The sequence below is a fragment of the Pseudomonas sp. QS1027 genome (genome assembly GCF_002814235.1).
In the GTDB taxonomy this organism is placed as follows: Bacteria; Pseudomonadota; Gammaproteobacteria; order Pseudomonadales; family Pseudomonadaceae; genus Aquipseudomonas.
In genome coordinates this window covers 163407-181406 of sequence record NZ_PHSU01000031.1, presented here as the reverse complement: position 1 = coordinate 181406, position 18000 = coordinate 163407, and the positions used below count along the sequence as shown (strand labels likewise).

At 60.1% G+C, this 18000-nt stretch carries 18 protein-coding genes; 11 read left to right on the top strand and 7 right to left on the bottom strand.

The genetic code is table 11. The features are described from left to right. Positions 1-11 precede the first annotated feature (11 nt). The gene (locus CWE01_RS26160; RefSeq protein ID WP_100943435.1) at positions 12-758 is read left to right on the top strand and encodes an EcsC family protein; all 747 of its coding nucleotides are present in this window, start codon (positions 12-14) and stop codon (positions 756-758) included. A 13-nt stretch (positions 759-771) separates the two neighbouring features. Here the strand turns inward: CWE01_RS26160 and CWE01_RS26155 are convergent, their stop codons facing one another. Beyond that, the gene (locus CWE01_RS26155; RefSeq protein ID WP_100943434.1) at positions 772-1578 is read right to left on the bottom strand and encodes a helix-turn-helix transcriptional regulator; all 807 of its coding nucleotides are present in this window, start codon (positions 1576-1578) and stop codon (positions 772-774) included. 96 nt (positions 1579-1674) lie between these two features. Here CWE01_RS26155 and CWE01_RS26150 point away from each other — a divergent pair, with 96 nt between their 5' ends. Continuing rightward, on the top strand, positions 1675-2631 hold the full coding sequence (locus CWE01_RS26150; protein WP_100943433.1) for a threonine dehydratase: 957 nt from the start codon (positions 1675-1677) through the stop codon (positions 2629-2631). 67 nt (positions 2632-2698) lie between these two features. On the opposite strand, the gene CWE01_RS26145 is transcribed toward CWE01_RS26150, so the two are convergent. Further along, complete coding sequence (locus CWE01_RS26145; protein WP_100943432.1) at positions 2699-3463, bottom strand: sulfite exporter TauE/SafE family protein; 765 nt, start codon at positions 3461-3463, stop codon at positions 2699-2701. Positions 3464-3533: 70 nt separating this feature from the next. Next, positions 3534-4163, bottom strand: coding sequence for an FMN-binding negative transcriptional regulator (locus CWE01_RS26140; protein WP_100943431.1), 630 nt, complete (start codon positions 4161-4163; stop codon positions 3534-3536). Between the two features lie 84 nt (positions 4164-4247). Here CWE01_RS26140 and CWE01_RS26135 point away from each other — a divergent pair, with 84 nt between their 5' ends. After that, complete coding sequence (locus CWE01_RS26135) at positions 4248-5726, top strand: PLP-dependent aminotransferase family protein (RefSeq protein WP_100943430.1); 1479 nt, start codon at positions 4248-4250, stop codon at positions 5724-5726. Here the strand turns inward: CWE01_RS26135 and CWE01_RS26130 are convergent. Further along, complete coding sequence (locus tag CWE01_RS26130) at positions 5723-6550, bottom strand: helix-turn-helix transcriptional regulator (RefSeq protein WP_100943429.1); 828 nt, start codon at positions 6548-6550, stop codon at positions 5723-5725. The two genes, CWE01_RS26135 and CWE01_RS26130, sit on opposite strands and share 4 nt — an antisense overlap. 99 nt (positions 6551-6649) lie before the next feature. Between CWE01_RS26130 and CWE01_RS26125 the strand changes: the two genes are divergently transcribed. The 6 genes from CWE01_RS26125 (at position 6650) to CWE01_RS26100 (ending at position 12831) form a co-directional block, all read left to right on the top strand. Then, positions 6650-7534, top strand: a complete 885-nt coding sequence (locus CWE01_RS26125; RefSeq protein WP_100943428.1) for an SDR family oxidoreductase — start codon at positions 6650-6652, stop codon at positions 7532-7534. A gap of 165 nt (positions 7535-7699) precedes the next feature. Next, positions 7700-7966 carry a ParD-like family protein gene (locus CWE01_RS26120; protein ID WP_100943427.1) on the top strand — a complete coding sequence of 89 codons (267 nt, stop codon included), beginning with the start codon at positions 7700-7702 and terminating at the stop codon, positions 7964-7966. Then, the gene (gene map, locus CWE01_RS26115; protein WP_100943426.1) at positions 7963-8775 is read left to right on the top strand and encodes a type I methionyl aminopeptidase; all 813 of its coding nucleotides are present in this window, start codon (positions 7963-7965) and stop codon (positions 8773-8775) included. Before CWE01_RS26120 ends, map begins: the two co-directional genes overlap by 4 nt. Positions 8776-8861: 86 nt before the next feature. After that, positions 8862-9734, top strand: a complete 873-nt coding sequence (locus CWE01_RS26110) for an AraC family transcriptional regulator (protein ID WP_100943425.1) — start codon at positions 8862-8864, stop codon at positions 9732-9734. A 156-nt stretch (positions 9735-9890) separates the two neighbouring features. After that, positions 9891-11159, top strand: a complete 1269-nt coding sequence (locus CWE01_RS26105) for a DUF1479 domain-containing protein (RefSeq protein ID WP_100943424.1) — start codon at positions 9891-9893, stop codon at positions 11157-11159. A 103-nt stretch (positions 11160-11262) separates the two neighbouring features. After that, on the top strand, positions 11263-12831 hold the full coding sequence (locus tag CWE01_RS26100; RefSeq protein WP_100943423.1) for a sensor domain-containing diguanylate cyclase: 1569 nt from the start codon (positions 11263-11265) through the stop codon (positions 12829-12831). Positions 12832-12863: 32 nt separating this feature from the next. Here CWE01_RS26100 and CWE01_RS26095 read toward each other — a convergent pair whose 3' ends face one another. After that, a complete protein-coding gene (locus CWE01_RS26095) occupies positions 12864-14075 on the bottom strand; it encodes a diaminopropionate ammonia-lyase (RefSeq protein WP_100943422.1) in 1212 nt (403 codons plus the stop codon). A gap of 71 nt (positions 14076-14146) precedes the next feature. Continuing rightward, positions 14147-15403, bottom strand: coding sequence for a Zn-dependent hydrolase (locus CWE01_RS26090; RefSeq protein ID WP_100943421.1), 1257 nt, complete (start codon positions 15401-15403; stop codon positions 14147-14149). A gap of 167 nt (positions 15404-15570) precedes the next feature. Between CWE01_RS26090 and CWE01_RS26085 the strand changes: the two genes are divergently transcribed. Next, positions 15571-16044, top strand: coding sequence for an Lrp/AsnC family transcriptional regulator (locus CWE01_RS26085; RefSeq protein WP_100943420.1), 474 nt, complete (start codon positions 15571-15573; stop codon positions 16042-16044). 20 nt (positions 16045-16064) lie between these two features. On the opposite strand, the gene CWE01_RS26080 is transcribed toward CWE01_RS26085, so the two are convergent. Next, positions 16065-16922 (bottom strand): LysR substrate-binding domain-containing protein, encoded by an 858-nt coding sequence (locus CWE01_RS26080; RefSeq protein WP_100943419.1) that lies wholly within the window; start codon positions 16920-16922, stop codon positions 16065-16067. A 243-nt stretch (positions 16923-17165) separates the two neighbouring features. Here CWE01_RS26080 and CWE01_RS26075 point away from each other — a divergent pair, with 243 nt between their 5' ends. Beyond that, complete coding sequence (locus tag CWE01_RS26075) at positions 17166-17999, top strand: transporter substrate-binding domain-containing protein (protein ID WP_100943418.1); 834 nt, start codon at positions 17166-17168, stop codon at positions 17997-17999. Position 18000: the final 1 nt, after the last annotated feature.

Sequence of the window (18000 nt, the reverse complement as noted above, 5' to 3'; positions counted from 1 at the left end):
AGTACGGATTGATGAGCTTCTCGGAAGACGATAGAAATGAGCTGCAATGTGCAAAGAATCTGCTGGAGAACCCTGGCTTCGTGGCCAAGCTGACGAACATTATCGGCATGCCCATCGAGGTCGCGCTGGCGCAGTTACCTAAAAGCATCACCAAAAGAATTGCGGGCATCACTCAATCAGCATTGGTGAAGGCGCTCGATGCCGCGGTGTTTACCATGAAGGATATGCCGGGCGAAGGGCCTTCCAATCTCTGGCACAAGACCGGCATCGCCGTCAGCGGCGGCGTCGGCGGCTTTTTCGGTTTTGCCGGGCTCAGTGTCGAGTTGCCGCTCTCAACATCAATCATGCTGCGCTCCATTGCCGATATCGCCAGGAGTCATGACGAGCGCATTGACACCGATGAGGCGAAACAAGCCTGCCTGGCGGTCTTTGCACTGGGCGGTCGATCAGCGAAAGATGATGATTCGGAAACCGGTTATTACACCGTGCGGGCCGCGTTGGCGAAGTCCCTGTCGGATGGCTCGATACTCAAGCTGATCGCCACCATTGCCGAACGCTTCAGTATCCACGTAGGGGAGAAAGCCGCCGCACAAGCCATACCGGCGATCGGCGCCGTGGGCGGCGCGCTGATCAACCTGGCATTCATCAACCATTTCCAGGACATGGCGCGCGGGCATTTCATTATCAGAAAGCTGGAACGGCGCTACGGACAGGAGGCGGTCCAGCAACTGTACCAGTCCCTTCCGGCACGTGGGTAATCGACTGACCCCATCACCCGCGCATGTCGCGCGGACTGACCCCCAGGCGCTGCCTGAAAGCCGTGGCCATATGCGCCTGGGAGGCAAAACCGCAGGCCTGGGCGATATCCGCCAGGCGCTCCGCCGGGTTGCGCAGCAGGTGCCGGGCGCGGACGAGGCGGCGGTCGATCAGGTAGCTGTGGGGGCTCTTGCCCGTGGCGTCCTTGAATGCCCGGATGAAGTAGCCTTCGGATAAGCCCAGTAGCGCTGCCATCGCCTGCACACCCAGCGGTCCGTCGAGCCCGGCGTCAATGAACTCATCGAGCAGGCGCAGCCGCTGGCTGGTCATCGAACCCCGCACAGGCTCCGACAACAGATCGTCTCCCGCCACCCGTTGAACCAATGCCAGTGCCCAGGCTTCCCAATCGTCCTCCACCGAGGCTCGCAACAACGCGCCACGCATTCGCTGGGCGAGGGCAATTGCCTGCTGATCGATGCGATTGTTGAACACATGGTCCCCCGCCAGCGGCGTGCCGTCGGTGCGAAGCAGCCGTAGGTATTCGCCGCCCTCGGGCGACTCGGAAAACACATCACACCCCGGCGGTATGAACGCCAGGCCGTTGGGCGTGGCTACGAATGGGCGGATCCGGTCGCTGCCAATCGCGTGCCGGCCTCGCTGGCTGTCGAAGGCAAAACCAATGGCGGCCTGGGTCGCTACATAGCGGGTTTCGTAGCCGGCCGCCGGCAGCAATTCGATCGCCCACGACCCGGCCTCGGCACGACGGACCGGTTCGCGTGGGGGCGGTGACGGCAAGCTGTTTCGGCGATTCATGAGCGCCATCTTACTGAAGGGCCAGCCTGAAGGTCAGGTCAATTTTCTGAAAGCCGGTGGTGTGTGCCCCTGCCTAGACTGGGCAAAACCTCAGAGAGCCTAGCCATGCACGGACTGACCCGCGACGACATCGAAAACGCTGCCCGCCAGGTGTATCAGGTGATGCCTGCCACCGCCCAATACGCCTGGCCCTTGCTGGCCGAACGGTTGGGCTGCACGGTTTGGGTCAAGCACGAAAACCACACCCCCACCGGGGCTTTCAAGGTGCGCGGTGGCATTACCTTCATGCACTGGCTCAAGCGTACCCACCCGGAGACCCGAGGCGTTGTCACCGCCACCCGCGGTAACCACGGCCAGAGCATTGCCCTGGCGGCCCGGTCGCTGGGTTTGAGGGCGCTGATCGTGGTGCCGCGGGGCAACTCCGTGGAGAAGAACAACGCCATGCGCGCCTTTGGTGGAGAGGTCGTCGAGTTTGGTCAGGATTTCGATGAGGCCCGAGAAGAGGCGGCGCGCCTGGCTGATGCCCACGGCTTCTATCTGGTGCCGCCGTACCATCCTGAGTTGATCAAGGGGGTTGCCACGTACGCGCTGGAGTTGTTCACGGCGGTGTCGGACCTGGACACCGTCTATGTGCCCATTGGCTGTGGCTCGGGGATTTGCGCGATTATCGCCGCCCGCGATGCACTGGACCTGAAGACCCAGGTGGTGGGCGTGGTGTCGACCGAAGCTGCTGCCGCGAAGTTATCCTTCGAGGCCGGGAAAATACTGGAAACCGCCTCGGCGAATACCCTGGCCGACGGTATGGCCGTGCGCAAGCCGATCCCCGAGGCGTTTGCGGTTTATGCGGCAGGCGCGGCCAGGATCGTATCGGTGACGGACGAGCAGGTGGCCGAGGCGATGCGCGTGTATTACAGCGATACCCACAACCTGGCCGAAGGGGCAGGGGCGGCGGCACTGGCGGCGCTGATGCAGGAACGTGAGGCCATGGAAGGGAAGAGGGTGGGGATCATCCTGACCGGTGGGAATGTCGACAGGCCGGTGTATGCGCGGGTGATTGGCTGATCCGCTGACCGGGCGGCCCAGGTCGACGGCTATCTGTCGACCGGGGCAGCATTTCTATTTCATGTCCTCAGGCGATATAACCGCAGACGCCGTCCCACAGGAGCTTCATGGCCGTGACGACGAGCAGGCCGTAGCAGGCGCGGTACATCTGGCGCTGGTCCAGTCTTGCGTGCAATCGCCAGCCAAGCCAGACGCCGCTAGGAACCGCGAGCAGGCAGATGAGCGCCAGGCTCAGCACGTTGCCTGTCGGCCTGGCCAGGAGCAGCCAGGGCACGGCCTTGAGCAGATTGCCGACGGTGAAGAACATACTGGTCGTTCCGGCATAGACCTGCTTGCTCAAGCCGAGCGGCAGCAGGTATATCGCCAGCGGTGGCCCGCCTGAATGCGCGACCATGGTCGTGATGCCCGATGTAATGCCCGCGGCCACCGCCTTGGGCGATGAGCGCGGGCGTACCCCGACTTCTCCACCGGCTTTGAACCAGAGGCCGACAAAAACCAGTGTGACCGCCGCCATTACGATGGCAATCGCGCGGTGGTCCATCAATCGAAAGAGCAGATAGCCGGCGCTGACTCCGATGACAAGGCTGGGGAGCAGCAGATTCAAGTCTGGTTTTGACCAGGTGGATGGCTTCCAGTAGCGCAGGCCGAACAGATCCATGGCGATGAACAACGGCGCGAGCAGGCCACCGGCGGTGATCGGGTCCATCACCAGTGACAGGATCGGGATACCGACAATGGCAAAGCCACCGCCGAATGCGCCTTTCATGAAACAGATCAGAAAGACGCCGGCAAACGTGACCAAGATCGTGGTGGCCGTCAGTTCGAATGCCAAGGTGCTGCCTCCTGGTTCTGATTGGCCTGGAAAACGCTTTGATAGGTATACGGGGCGAAAACGGGGGACGTCATAGTCCGTCGGTCTCTTGCATGGCCGACACAAGGGCCTCGTGACCTCGCTCGTGCAGTTGCGAGATTGCAGAGATACGGTCGCGTGTTTCCTTGTTCTGGTTGAGCTTGCGCTTGCATTCGATGCGTTGCGGTTCGATCTCGATACCGACGATTCTTGACACCATCTCATCCAGATATTCCCGCGGCGCGTCACCCATCCTCCAGGGTCTGCTCTCACTGGCTTCGTGATGGCGCGTCAACTGTGCCAGGGTGCGCCGCAGGAGCTTTTCTTCCTGCATCACACGCATGATGCCGTGCACATGCACCACCTCGTAGTTCCATGTCGGGACCTGGCGGTGCGTCTCGTGCTTGGACACATACCAATTGGGCGAAATGTAGGCGTCTGCGCCTCGGAAGATGACCATCACAGGAGTGCCATCGGGGCAGCGCTGCCACACTGGGTTTGCGCGGGCCACATGGGCGCTCAGCAGTCCGTGGGCACCGTGGCCGGTGTCGAACTCAAAGGGAATATGGTCGGCATCCATACCGGTTTCATCCGGTGTCACGAGGATCCCCAGCGGATTCTCACGGATGATTCTGTGCAGCTGTTCGGGACGGTGCTCTGCAAAGTGTTCGGGAATGTACATGGGGGATTTCATTTCAGACGGATGAGAACCCATAATCTCGATCATGACCTGCACAATAAAAAGTGCCAGTTTTGAGGTTTTTCCATGGACCAGTTTTCAACGCGTTCCAATACCTCCGCCCGCGGTACGGAGCGTCGTATCTACGCCAGGCTGCGTAAGCAGATAGAAGATGGCACGCTTGCAGAAGGTGCGAAGCTGGTATCGACGCGAGCACTGGCGGCCGAACTCGGTGTGTCGCGAACCACGGTGACAGCGGCCTATGAGCAACTGGCCGCCGAGGGCTTTGTCGTGACCGCGACGGGAAAAACCGCCAGGGTAGGGCGCGTGACGGGAACCATGACCGGGCACATCAAGGCGGACCCGGCGCGGGATTGGCCGCCTGCGCTTTCCCTGTACGGGCAGCGTGTTGCCGCCATGAAGCCGTACAGCGTGACTTCTCCGGCGGCCCGTATCGATTTCAAGTATGGCTCGCTCGCCTCGAGCGATTTTCCAGCCCTGGGTTGGCAACGCGCCTACCGCGCCGAACTGCTCAAGCGTCAGCCAAACCTCTATTACGGCCAGCCCGAAGGGGAGGAGCGCTTGCGCAGCGCGTTGCAAGGGTATCTGCGACGCGCACGAGGTCTGGATTGCGATGCGCAGCAGATTCTCGTTGTGCATGGCTCGCAGCAAGGACTTGACCTGTGCGCCCGGCTTCTGCTGAACCCAGGCGATACATTCGTCTTCGAAGAGCCGGGCTACCGCATGGCCAGATATTGCTTCGAGGCCACGGGTGCGACAGCGTTGCCCACGCCTGTCGACGGTTCTGGACTGGATACCAGCGACCTGCCCGAAGATGATCGGGTGCGCTTGGCCTATGTGACGCCGTCGCACCAATTCCCCATGGGGGCGGTGATTTCCATCGCACGTCGCCTGGAACTGCTGAGGTGGGCGAGTCGACAGCGCGCCTGGATTATCGAAGATGATTACGGCGGTGAGTTCCGTTACGGCCAGCGTCCCATCGATGCGTTGCAATCCATGGACACGGATGCCCGCGTCATTTATGTCGGAACCTTCTCCAAGGCACTCTCACCGCAGCTCCGGCTGGGGTACCTGGTACTTCCGCGCGAGCTGGTTCAGGTTTTCCGGGAGGCCAAACGGCTGACGGATCGTCACTCTGCGCGCTGGGAGCAGAACGTGCTCGCCTCGTTGATCGAAAGTGGTACTTACGAGCGCCACGTTCGCCGCCTGCGCCGGGAGAATGAACGGCGCCGAAGAGCGCTGCTGGAGGCCGTTGAACAGCATCTGGCGGGTCACGGGCAACTGGTCGGCATGGCTGCGGGACTACATGGGGTGTTGCTGATGCCGGCACTTTGCGCTCAGGATGAGCTCAGGTTGCAGGCGGCCTCGCTCGAACGTGGGGTCGGCGTCTATCCGCTTTCGCCGCTCTTTGCCGTTTCCGCGTCGGCAGCGTATGAGCGCCCCGCAGGGCTCATTTTGGGGTATGCAGGCCTCACGCCGCAGGAGATTCATGAAGGCATTCGTATTCTCGCCGAAGTGATTCGGGAGGTTATGGGTAATCGTTAGACACGCTCGACCAGGGCCTTGATTTTTTCGGCCATGCTGTCATCGATCGGGGTATAGACGATCATCCCCAGATCCGGTCGACCATCGATGGAAAACGCCGAGTGCTCCAGTTCGATGTGCCCCAGTTCAGGGTGCAGCAAGCGCTTTACACTTTCCCCCTCCGCGTAACCGTGCACTTCATGATGGCGCCATAACGCTGCGAATTCCGCGCTGACGGTGCAAAGCTCGTCCACCAGTTCGCTGACTTCGGATGCCAACCCGGCGCGGGCCACATCCGCTCTGAACGCACCGACCACAAAACGCGCCACACTCTCCCAATCATGCTGTTTGGCGCGGACCGCCGGATCACAGAACAGGAACCGCAGGATATTGCGTTGTCCAACCGGCAGCGTGCTGTAGTCCGTCAGCACGACAGCGGCGGCCCGGTTCCAGGCAATGATGTCCCAGGTGGCACTCTTGATGATGGCCGGGCAGGCATGAAGCGAATCGAGCAGGCGCTGAAGCCGGGGATTGATGCCCTCAACAGGCCTGTAGCGGACTTCGGGCGGCCGTCCCAGCGCCAGCATGAACAGGTGCTCGCGCTCGGATTCCGTGAGCATCAAGGCGCTGGCCAGTCGATTCAACACCGTGGCTGACGGCGCGCCGCCACGTCCTTGTTCCAGCCACGTGTACCAGGTCGGGCTGATATTGGCCCGCTGGGCCACTTCTTCCCGGCGCAGGCCGGGTGTGCGCCTGCGTCCGGAATACCCCAGGCTTGCAGGATCGAGACGCGCCCGGCGGCTTCTTAGAAAATCCCCGAGAGAGCTGCCCGTATTGGCTGACATGAGAAGTCCTGTTAGTCATCTTAATAGGATAACGTCACTACTTTAACGGGATAGAGAATGCTCCGATAGTGAATGGGAAACCATCCAGGAGACTCTGCTATGCGAATATTTCTGACAGGCGCGACCGGTTTTATCGGTTCGGCCATTGTTCCTGAACTGCTCAAGGCCGGGCACGAGGTGATTGGCATGGCCCGTTCGGATGCGGGCGCACAAGCTCTGCTTGACGCAGGGGCTGAAGTGCATCGCGGCCATTTGGAGGACCCCGAGAGCCTACGCGCCGGTGCGGCGAAGGCCGACGGTGTTATCCATACGGCTTTCGACCATGATTTCTCGAGGTTTGTCGCCAACTGCGAGAAGGACAGGCGTGCGATCGAGGCCCTCGGCTCTGCGCTCGTCGGTTCCGACCGCCCGCTGATCATTACCTCCGGGACCGGGTTGGGCAGCTCCGCAGACGGGGTGCTGGCGACCGAAGATGTTTGCAATACCAACCATCCCAATCCACGCGTCGCGTCCGAACTGGCGGGAAATGTCTTGTTGGAAGCCGGCGTCAACGTGTCGGTGGTGCGATTACCCCAAGTCCACAACCCACTCAAACAGGGCCTTATCACACCGCTTGTGGCCGTCGCTCGTGAAAAGGGCGTCTCGGCGTATGTGGGTGAAGGCCGTAACCGTTGGCCGGCGGGCCATCTCTTCGATGCCGCACGTCTGTACCGCCTGGCCTTGGAGAAAGGCGAGCCGGGCGCGCGTTATCACGCCGTCGGTGAAGAAGGGATCAGCAGCCGCGAAATAGCCGAAGCCATTGGTCGAGGGCTAAAGTTGCCGGTCGTTTCGATCACCGCTCAGGAAGCGGCGGGGCATTTTGGCTGGCTGCAGATATTCGTCGGCCTGGATATGCCGGCTTCCAGCGCCCAGACACAAGCACGCCTGGGTTGGCATCCGACGGGCCCGCTGCTGATCGCCGATCTTGATGAGGCACGCTTCTAGGTCGCTTGGGTTTCCCCGCCGGCAACCCCGGTGGGTGTGCCTGTAGGAGTGAACTGCCGTTCAAGTTGTCCGGCTGCCTTGTCCGCGTCTAGTGCAATGAAATTGCGATCTTGCGCCGTTATCGACTAGTATACGATTCATATATATTTCATATTGGACGAGTCGATGGGCATTGTAAAAATTTCAGAGGGTATGCATGAGCATCTGCGCGTCGCCAGCGACGCCTTGAGTCGTTCGATCAATGCCCAGGCCGAGCATTGGATGCGCATCGGCATGCTTGCCGAGTTGTATCCCGATCTGGATCACCGCGATATCAGCCGCCTGTTGATTCGTGCCGAACTGGCAGGTGGCCTCGATTTGAAACAGCTGTGCGCGCTTGCGGATCTTTCCCGGGGCTCTCAGGTTCACGCGGCACCAGGAGCCCAGCAATGAAAACCAACGTCAAGATCAATACCCAGGCGGAAATAGCCCTGTCCGGCACGGCGGGCAAACTGGCCGCCGAGGTGCTGGCCATGATCACGCCCCACGTCAAGGCCGGGGTCACCACTGACGAGCTGGATCAGCTTTGCCACGACTACATCGTCAATGTGCAGAAGGCCATTCCCGGTAATGTCGGTTATCACGGCTTCCCGAAAACCGTGTGCGCCTCCGTCAACGAGGTGGTCTGCCATGGCATTCCTTCGGCCAAGGCGCTGAAGGATGGCGATATCGTCAATATCGACATCGCCGTGGTCAAGGATGGCTGGTACGGCGACACCAGCCGCATGTACTTCGTCGGCGAGCCGAGCCCGCAGGCTCGACGTCTGGTCAAGACCACGTATGAGGCCATGTGCGCCGGTATTCGCGTGGTTCGTCCCGGCGCGACGCTGGGGGACATTGGTCACGCGATTCAGAGCGTTGCCGAGCGCGACGGCTTCAGCGTGGTCCGCGAGTACTGCGGCCATGGTATCGGCAAGATCTACCACGACGAGCCACAGGTCCTGCATTACGGCTATCCGGGTCAGGGCCTGGCACTCAAAGCCGGGATGATTTTCACCATCGAACCCATGCTCAATGCCGGCAAACGCCATGTGAAAACCTTGAGCGATGGCTGGACCGTGGTGACCAAGGATCAAACCCTCTCGGCCCAGTGGGAGCATATGGTGGCAGTCACCGACGACGGCTTCCAGGTGTTGACGCCTTGGCCCGACAGTGTCGATGAATACCCCGCCCTCGTTCAGGCACCTGTCAGGTCGTCGTAAGCCGCAACGCCTGCGGGAAGTGTGACTCATGACGCTCGATGGTACGATTGTGGCGTGCTCACTTCCCTGCAAGGCAGTATCGGTTCATGAAACCCAGCTTCGAGAAGGTGCCCAGCGCAGCGGATACTTCCTGGACCTTGCTGAACAGGCGCCTTGCGCAGGCGATACCGTTTGAGTGGCATCACCATCCGGAGTACGAACTGACCCTCACGCTGAACAGCCGAGGTCACCGCTATATCAGCAATGATGTCGCGCTGTACGACGATGGCGATCTGGTCCTGATCGGTCCTAACGTCCCGCATAGCTGGTCTTCCGCCGAGCGTATTGATCCGGCGGAACCGCATATTGCCTTGGTCATCTGGTTTTCCGAGGCTTGGGCGCAGGCTCTGGTCACGCTGTGTCCGGAGATGGCGGCGATTCGCGCCTTGTTGGCCGCCGCTCAGAATGCCCTGCGTTTCAGTGACGCGGCTTCTGGCGAATTGCGCCCGATCATCGAGGCGATGGTGGATCAGGACGCTTCGCAACGCCTGGTCTCACTGCTGACGGTGCTGAACCGGCTTGCCCGGGATGTGAATGCCGAGACAATTGCCCCCGCCAGCAGCACTCAGGCCTTCAATCCCGTCACCGAAGATGCTCGTATCCATCGGGCCCTCGATTACATTCACGGCCACTACGCGAGCGCGCTGAGTCTTTCAGTGTTGGCGGAGATGGCCTGCGTCAGTGTTTCAGCTTTCCATCGCATGTTCAGGAAGCACACGCGGTGTACGGTGCTGGACTACATCGTCCGGCTGCGCGTCGGACACGCCTGCGCGTTGTTGATGCAGGGCAATGTGGCCGTTTCGATGATTGCCGAGCAGGTGGGGTACTCGTCCCAAGCGCTCTTCAACCGGCAGTTCAAGGCGCAAAAGGGCATGACCCCTTCGGAGTTTCGACGCCAGCACGGGCACCATTTCCAATAAGCCTGCCCGTGGCGCCCCATCAGGTCGTTAATCGAATGGCTCCATAGGCACGAGGAAAGAAGCCAGAATCGTATTACTCAACGCTTGAAATGAGACTGCCGCCAGGCACCCCCCAATGTTTTCATGCCTGTACGAACAATAAGACGCAGGTGTTTCATGAATCAGTATCAAGCATTCGAAAGCGCGACTCTCCCGGAAAACTACAAGGACAGCGTCGTCAAAATGAAAAAGACGTTGCGCGCACAGATAGGCGATGTGGAGTCCTTGTTTGCCGAAGTCAGCGCGTTCATTGTGGCCGAGATCGCCTCGATCAAGGAACAGGAGGCGCTGACCGGTTCCGGGTGGCCGGTCCTCGAGTTCGAGGCCATCGCCGCGGGTGCGGTGACCGAGGCACAACTGGCGGGGATCAAGCGCCGGGGCTGTCTGGTGATCAGGAATCACTTCCCCAGAGAGCAAGTCCTGGCATGGGACAAAGGCCTTCTGGCGTACTTGGACAAGAACGACTTCGACCGGGTCTATCGCGGGCCGGTCGATCAGTTCTTTGGCAACCTTGATGCCTCGCGGCCGGAGATTTTTCCGATCTATTGGTCGGCCTCTCAGATGCAACTGCGCCAGGATGTGCGCATGGGCACCGCGCAGTCGTTTCTGAACCGCTTATGGAAAATTCATTCCCACGGCCAGCAATGGTTCAACCCGCAGATCAACGCACTTTACCCGGATCGCGTGCGCCGTCGTCCACCCGGCACCACTTCCAGGGGGTTGGGGCCGCATACCGACTCGGGCGCGTTGGAGCGCTGGCTGCATCCTGCCTACTTGAAGGTGTTCGATAAGATCTACCGCAATGATTTCAAGGCTTACGACCCTTGGGATGCCGCGTATCGTACCGAGGTCGATGAGTACGCCTACAAGGACACGGTGAAATGCTCTGCATTCAGAACCTTTCAGGGCTGGACCGCCTTATCGGATATGCGCGCTGATCAAGGTGTGCTGCATACCTTGCCGATCCCCAAAGCCATGGCCTACATGCTCCTGCGCCCTTTGCTCAATGATGTGCCGGAGGACGAGCTGTGTGGCGTCGCGCCGGGCAAGGTACTGCCGGTTTCGCAAAAGTGGCATCCGCTGCTGGTTCAAGGGCTGACGCCGATCCCCGATGTGCAGGCAGGGGACTCGGTCTGGTGGCATTGCGACGTTATCCATAGTGTCGCGCCAGTGCAGAGCCAAGAGGGCTGGGGGAACGTCATGTATGTGCCTGCCGCCCCGATGTGCCCGAAAAACCTCAAATATGCCAAGGACGTTTGCCGAGCGTTCGAGGCCGGTGAATCACCGGATGATTTCCCCCCGGAACACTACGAAACCGCCTGGAAAGACCGCTTCACGTTTGAGCAGTTGAATGCCATCGGGCGTAACGGTTTGGGCCTACCCTGAAGGGGGCTGACGTCGTGAGTGCATCTCATTGTCAGAAATATGAGGTATCCGTGAAAATCGCATAAACTACAGATCGTCATTCCAACCACAGGGAAAGGGTTTCATGATCACAAAGGCGACCTCGTTTCTTAAGGCCGAGTGGGCAGATGCCAAACTCAAGCTCAGCCATGTGGTGCTTTTTGTGGCAGCGGTCTGTATCTCATTGATCGCGATCAGCATCTGGGGGATGTTCAACTCTTTGGAGTACCACTTGCATGACAAAGAGATCCAGATGTCAAACCTTTCCAAGGCCTTGTCATCCAGTATCGCGGCGACACTGACTCAAGCCGACACCGTGATATTGGGTATTCAGGGGCAGGTGGAAGTGGAAGGCACGGGGGCGCAGACCCTGGAAAGGTTGGGGGGGATACTGAAAAACCAACAAAAAAGCCTGCCGCAGGTCCATGGTTTTTTTATTTATGACGAGCAGGGCCGCTGGTTATTCAACTCAAACGGCGCAACCCCGCTCGGCGTTAACAATTCGGATCGCGACTATTTTATCTACCATCGCGACCATACCAGCTCCGCGCCCTATATTGGCCCCTCCATACGCAGTCGTTCAACCAACGAATGGGTCATGACCATCTCGCGCCGGCTCAACCATCCGGATGGCAGTTTTGCTGGCGTGACGATAGCCACAATCTATCTTAAATATTTTCTCAGTCTCTATGACGGCATCGACATGGGAGAAAATGGCCTGATCAATCTGGCTTCCTCCACAGGGCATATTGTCGTACGCAAACCTTTTCACGATGCTGATATCGGCACCGATATTTCAAAAGGGGAAGTCTTTGCGTTGCTGAGGCCCGAGATCAGTTCGGGCAGCGCTACCATAAAGTCGTTTATTGACAAGGTTGAGCGGGTCATCAGCTTTCAGCGGGTCAACGGCTACCCGCTGGTCGTGATCGCGGCCTTTGACAAGAGTGAAATACTGGCCGATTGGCGTAGTGAATCCTTTGCCAGCTTTCTTATATCCTCGGTGCTACTCCTGATTCTCAGTTTCCTGGGCTATCGGCTGATAAAGCTGATGGGCCAGCAGATTCAGGTACAAAAGGAATTGCAGCGCTCTGAGAAAAATTATATCGAGGCCAACAAGGCACTCGGGCAACTGGCGCTCGAGGATAGCCTGACGGGCCTGCCGAATCGTCGTAAGTTCGACTTGTTTATCAGTGCCGAAGTCCGAAAGGCAAGACGAAGACCGGATGATGTTGCGCTGATCATGATCGATGTGGACCTGTTTAAAAAATACAACGACCACTACGGTCACGTACAAGGTGATGAGTGTTTGAAGGTGGTGAGCACCATCATCAAGAAAAATATCACTCGGGATGGCGATCTCGCCGCCCGGTACGGAGGCGAGGAGTTTGCTATCGTCCTTTCGAATACAGACTATGTGGGCGCCTTTATTATCGCCGAGAGAATTCGAACGGAACTGGAGAACAGTTCAATTCGACATGACGACTCGCCAGCCAAGGTCGTCACCATCAGCGTGGGCATTAGTGCTTTATCCGGTTCAAAAGCGGACACGCCGGAGAATTTGATCGATATCGCTGACAAAGCACTTTATGTCGCCAAGACCAGTGGTAGAAATCGGACGGTTATTTCCAATCATCTATCGGATACGACGACTTGAACTGAGACGCCAGGCACCGGCGTCGGCGCCGCTCAAGCGCTGGCCAACCACGCCTGCTGGCGGCTCCGAACCGAAGCCGCGGATTCGCCCACCAGTTCGGCGTAGACCCCAGGAGCCGTAGCCCCTTCGGTGCTGATCAGCAGGATGCGTGACTGGGCGTCGATACCGACCTTCGCGGCCAGGCTTGGCGATGCGACAAGCCTTATCAGGCCTGCAAGCCCGGCCACGGCCGACTCGCCGGCTTCCACCGGGATATCGCGCTGGCTGCCCGTTGCCAGGCGCCGCATGGCACTGACCGCTTCGTCGTCGCGCAGGGTCATGAAGAAGTCGACGCTGGCTTGCAGGAACCTCCAGGCCAGGGGCGAGGTTTCGCCACAGGCAAGGCCAGCCATCACCGAGTCCACCGAGCCGCTGGCCTTCGCGGCTTTGCCGGCCACGGCACTTTGATACAAGCAGTCCGCTTGCTCCGGCTCAACGACGATAAAGCTCGGACGTTGCTCACCCTGCCACTCCCAGAAATAACTGGTGATGCTGGCCGCCAGACCGCCAACGCCACCTTGCAGGAATACGTGGGTGAAGGCGCTGCCGTTGAGTGTTCCGATGATTTCGGCGGCGAGGGTGCCGTAACCCTGCATCACATCGCGAGGAATGTCCTCGTAACCTTCGTAGGACGTATCGGAAACCACCCACCATCCGTTGTTTTGAGCGAGTGCCGCGGCTTCTGCCACCGACTGGTCGTAGTTGCCGCTGATACGGACAATCTCGGCCCCGTAGGCGGCAATCGCCTGTTCGCGCTCAAGGCTGACGTTGGCATGGAGGACGATGACGCAGCGACAACCGACACTTTGGGCCGCCGCGGCCAAGGCGCGGCCGTGGTTGCCGTCAGTGGCACTGATCACCGTGAAATCGCGGAGTGCCAGGCGGTGTTGCCCGGCTAACAATTCCCGGGGTTCGAAGCGCTGCTCCGGGAGCTGACGCAGGATCAGGCGGAGCAGGGCAATCGGCGCGCCGAGGGCCTTGAAACTGCCCAGTTCCGAGCGTTTCGATTCATCCTTGAGCAGAATCTGCGCGACCCCCAGCTCCGTGGCCAGATCGGGCAGTGAATAGAGTGGCGTGGTGCTGTGATTCAGTTGCGACCAGTGGGACAGCCAGGCACGACTTTGCGCTGCCTTCTCGACACTCATGATGCTTTTCAGGGCATCGGGGTAGGTCTCACGGGTTGCGTTTGGATTGGCGAACAACATTACGGACTCCTTCAGGCAAGACGGGGCCATCACCACCGGCTTTCGTCGGCAGTCTGTGGTTTCGGGGGAAGCTAAAGCCGGACGCTCAGGCGGTGCAGGACCACGTCCAGGAGCACCTCGGCACCCTTGATCAACTGATCGTCATCGGTGTGTTCGCGCGGGTTGTGGCTGATGCCGCCGCGGCTGGGCACGAAGATCATTGCCGACGGTGCAATCCTCGCGATCATCTGGGCGTCATGGCCCGCGCCCGAGGTCATGCGCTTGTGGCTGAAGCCCAGGCTTTGGGCCGAGGCCTCGATTTCGTCGGCCAGGCCGGCGTCGAATATCACCGGTTGGAAGCGCACCAGTTGTGTGCTGCTGATATGCACGCCCTCAGCTTCCGAGATCTTGGCAAGGAACCGCGAAAGCCGTTGTTCGGCGTTTGCCAGCCGTGTTTCATCGGGGTCGCGCAGGTCCACGGTGAAACTGGCCTTGCGCGGTATGACGTTGATCAGGTTCGGCTCGAAACTCATGCAGCCGACGGTGGCCAGGGTTGTGTCGTCCGAGTCCATGGCGATCTTGCGCAACTCGGCCACCACCGCGCTGGCGACGTAGCCGGCGTCATGGCGCAAGCGGGTAGGGGTGGTGCCCGCGTGATTGGCATTGCCTTGCACGACCACCTGTTGCCAGGAGATCCCCTGGAGGTTTTCGACCACGCCGATCAGAGTGTTCTCCGCCTCGAGGATCGGCCCTTGCTCGATATGCAACTCCAGGTATTCGTGGGGGACGATGGAGCCCGGTTGCAGGTCGCCGGCATAGCCGATGCGTTCCAGCTCCTCGGCGAGGCGCGTGCCGTCCGTGCCGAGGGTGGCCAAGGCCTCTTCAACTGGCAGTCCCCCGGCGTACACCAGTGAGCCCATCATGTCCGGCTGGTAGCGAACACCTTCTTCATTGGTAAACGCGCCGATGACAATCGAGCGCGCCGGCAGCACACCGGCCTCGCGGAAGGCACGTGCCACGGCCAGGCCGGCCAGCACGCCATAACAACCGTCCAGCGCGCCGGCATTGCTTACCGTGTCGATGTGCGAGCCCATCATCAGCGGGGCCTGCTTGCCTTGATCGGCAACGGAACGGAGTGTGCCGAAGAGGTTGCCGATTCGATCAACCTGGATCTCCAGATCCAGCTCTTTCATCCAGGCCACCAGTTGGTCGCGCGCGGATTTATCGGCATCGGTCAGCGCGATTCGGGTACGCCCGCCGTTCAAGGGGTCAGCACCCACTTCGCCCAAGATACGGAGCTGTTGAAGGAGAATGGCTCCGTTCAGGTGAAGAGGGGGAAGCGGGGTCATAGAGCTCTCCGGCGGCTGACAGTCCGGCCTGTTCGTGAGTGGATGGCGGTTGTTGGGTAAATCCTATTTCAATGCCGCGCACTTATTGCTTGATTTTCGGTGCTTAAATGAATTTTTATTCCATTTTTGGCAGCGCCTGCGATTGCCCCTCGGAGAACCCGTCAGCCATGAGCCTTGATCATTTCGATTTAGCCCTGCTCGAAGCCATCCAGCAGGATGCCAGCACCTCCCAGCAGGACCTCGGCGCCCGGGTCAACCTGTCGCCCGCGGCGGTGAATCGGCGTTTGAAAAAGCTGAATACGGACGGCGTCGTACGCAAGACCGTCGCGTTGGTGGACCCGGTGCGCCTGGGTTACGGGCTGACGGTGATTGTGGCGGTGGAGGTGGAGAATGAGCGCCTGGACCTGCTGGATGCCATGAAGCGCACCTTCCTCGCTTGCCCGCAGGTCCAGCAGTGTTATTACGTCACGGGCGAAAGCGATTTTGTGCTGATCCTGGCGGTCAGGAACATGGAGCAATACACCGAACTGACGCGGACGCTGTTTTTCGAGAGCAATAACGTCAAGCGCTTCAAGACACTGGTCTCGATGAGCAATGTGAAGGTGGGGCTTGAGGTCCCGGTGGCTGTCGAGCCGATGTAGCTGGCGCGCTTGATGCGCGCCTACAACCCCTGGCTGCTACGAATCAGATCATAGGCCCGGCGCACCAGCGGGTTCACCGTATTGGGCCGGATCCACAGGTGATAGGTCACATCCGGTAGACGCGGCAAACCATCGTTCTCCCCCAGTACCCGCATATCCGGCCCCAGCAGTTCCATGCTGCGCGGCGTCACCCCGAGCCCGGCGCGAATCGCCGCCTTGATGCCGATCAGGTTCGAGGCCAGATAAGCCTGGCGCCAGGCAATCCCCTCACGCTCCAGTGCTTCCATGGCATAGCGCCGGTAGATGCTGGGTTCTTCCACCAGAATCAGCGGCAGCGGCTCGCTGGGGACGTGGATGTACTGCGCCGAGCAGATCCACCACACCGGCGAGGTGCGCAGGGCAAAACCCTGCAGGCGCGAGTCTTCGCGGGTGGAGATGACCATGTCGATCTTGCCCCGGTGCAGGTCTTCCATCAGGTAGGGACTGCGGCCGACATCGATTTCCAGGCGCAGGCGCGGCGCCGAGCGGGCGATATGGCTGAGGATCGGCGGCAGGATGGTATCGGCGATATCGTGGGGTGAACCGATGCGCAGCACGCCACTCAAGTGGCTTTCCTGCAGGGAATTGAGCGCCTCGTCATTCAGCGACAGCAGCTGCCGGGCATGGCGCAGCAACTGCCGACCCGGCTCGGTCAGTTGTTTCTGTCGGCCCTGTTTCTGGAACAGGCTGACGCCCACCTGCTGTTCCAGGCGTTGCATCTGCTGGGTCACGGACGATTGCGTGCGCGCCAGGTGCTGGCCGGCTTCGGCAAAACTGTGATGGTCCACCACCGCGACGAAGGTGCGCAGCAGTTCCAGGTCCAGGGTCGGAGAGGGCATGGCGGTTCGAATTCATATCAAGGGCGATCGCCAATAGATTACAGATGCTGATGTATTTGGCGAGTCTAAATTATTAGGATCGCTGAAAGCCCCTGTAAACAGGGGTTATGCCGTTTTTCTCAAAAGCTAATAACCAGAAAGTTATAACAATATTAGATATTTGAATTTCCGTTCGCCCGTGACGCTCCCTAGCATGCAGGTCAACAAGGTCGGGATACGCCGATTGCCATCGAGGGGATAGTCATGTCGTTCAAGCGCACACCGGGTCAACGCCTGCTTCCTGCTTTCATCGGCGCCGTGCTGGCGTTGGGGGCGGTGGCTGCGGCCCAGGCCGATGCCACCCTGGACAAGATCGAGCAGCGTCACAAATTGGTGGTCGGCGTGCTGCTGTCCGGCGGGCCGTTCGGTTCCATCGACCCATCGACCCAGGCGCCCAAGGGCCTCAATGTGGATTTGGCCAATGCCCTGGGCCAGGACCTGAAGGTCGATGTCGAGCTGGTGCCGGTGCTGCCGGCCAACCGTGTGCAGTTTCTGCAGCAGGGCAAGGTCGACCTGCTGATCGCCAATATGGAGTGGACGCCGGAGCGCGACGGTCAGTTGGGCCATGTGCCGACGCCGTTCTACAAGGTCGGCGGTACCGCGGCCGTGTTGAAGAGCAGCAAGATCACCCGCTGGGAAGACCTCAAGGGGCAGCCGGTGTGCACCTCCCAGGGCAGCAGCTACGTCAAGCCGCTGAGTGAACTGGGCGCGCAGTTGAAAGCCTTCAAGAGTTCGTCGGAGTCCTTGCTGGCGCTGCGTGGCAACAACTGTGTGGCGGCGGTCCACGATGCGACGCTGATCAATCCGCTGTTGGCGGGCAACCCGGAGTGGCAGGACTATCGCGCCATCACCCCGGAGTTGAACCCGGCCCCGTCGGTGATCTGGACCCGTCAGGGTGAGGTCGATACCCAGAAGCGCCTGGACACGGTGGTCCAGGGCCTGCACCGCAGCGGCTGGCTGATCGAGGCCGAGAGTCGCAATCAGATCTCGCCGAAATCGCCAGCGCTGGTGGAGTTGCATAACCAGTTCAAGGGTTGAC

What these genes read in the sequence shown, in the direction of transcription:
- CWE01_RS26120 (WP_100943427.1), top strand. Translation starts at nt 7,700, where the DNA reads ATGGGCATTGTAAAAATTTCAGAGGGTATGCATGAGCATCTGCGCGTC.
- CWE01_RS26155 (WP_100943434.1), bottom strand. Translation starts at nt 1,578, where the DNA reads ATGGCGCTCATGAATCGCCGAAACAGCTTGCCGTCACCGCCCCCACGC.
- CWE01_RS26090 (WP_100943421.1), bottom strand. Translation starts at nt 15,403, where the DNA reads ATGACCCCGCTTCCCCCTCTTCACCTGAACGGAGCCATTCTCCTTCAA.
- CWE01_RS26080 (WP_100943419.1), bottom strand. Translation starts at nt 16,922, where the DNA reads ATGCCCTCTCCGACCCTGGACCTGGAACTGCTGCGCACCTTCGTCGCG.
- CWE01_RS26135 (WP_100943430.1), top strand. Translation starts at nt 4,248, where the DNA reads ATGGACCAGTTTTCAACGCGTTCCAATACCTCCGCCCGCGGTACGGAG.
- CWE01_RS26150 (WP_100943433.1), top strand. Translation starts at nt 1,675, where the DNA reads ATGCACGGACTGACCCGCGACGACATCGAAAACGCTGCCCGCCAGGTG.
- CWE01_RS26130 (WP_100943429.1), bottom strand. Translation starts at nt 6,550, where the DNA reads ATGTCAGCCAATACGGGCAGCTCTCTCGGGGATTTTCTAAGAAGCCGC.
- CWE01_RS26105 (WP_100943424.1), top strand. Translation starts at nt 9,891, where the DNA reads ATGAATCAGTATCAAGCATTCGAAAGCGCGACTCTCCCGGAAAACTAC.
- CWE01_RS26125 (WP_100943428.1), top strand. Translation starts at nt 6,650, where the DNA reads ATGCGAATATTTCTGACAGGCGCGACCGGTTTTATCGGTTCGGCCATT.
- CWE01_RS26110 (WP_100943425.1), top strand. Translation starts at nt 8,862, where the DNA reads ATGAAACCCAGCTTCGAGAAGGTGCCCAGCGCAGCGGATACTTCCTGG.
- CWE01_RS26085 (WP_100943420.1), top strand. Translation starts at nt 15,571, where the DNA reads ATGAGCCTTGATCATTTCGATTTAGCCCTGCTCGAAGCCATCCAGCAG.
- CWE01_RS26100 (WP_100943423.1), top strand. Translation starts at nt 11,263, where the DNA reads ATGATCACAAAGGCGACCTCGTTTCTTAAGGCCGAGTGGGCAGATGCC.
- CWE01_RS26160 (WP_100943435.1), top strand. Translation starts at nt 12, where the DNA reads ATGAGCTTCTCGGAAGACGATAGAAATGAGCTGCAATGTGCAAAGAAT.
- CWE01_RS26095 (WP_100943422.1), bottom strand. Translation starts at nt 14,075, where the DNA reads ATGTTGTTCGCCAATCCAAACGCAACCCGTGAGACCTACCCCGATGCC.
- CWE01_RS26140 (WP_100943431.1), bottom strand. Translation starts at nt 4,163, where the DNA reads ATGTACATTCCCGAACACTTTGCAGAGCACCGTCCCGAACAGCTGCAC.
- CWE01_RS26075 (WP_100943418.1), top strand. Translation starts at nt 17,166, where the DNA reads ATGTCGTTCAAGCGCACACCGGGTCAACGCCTGCTTCCTGCTTTCATC.
- map (WP_100943426.1), top strand. Translation starts at nt 7,963, where the DNA reads ATGAAAACCAACGTCAAGATCAATACCCAGGCGGAAATAGCCCTGTCC.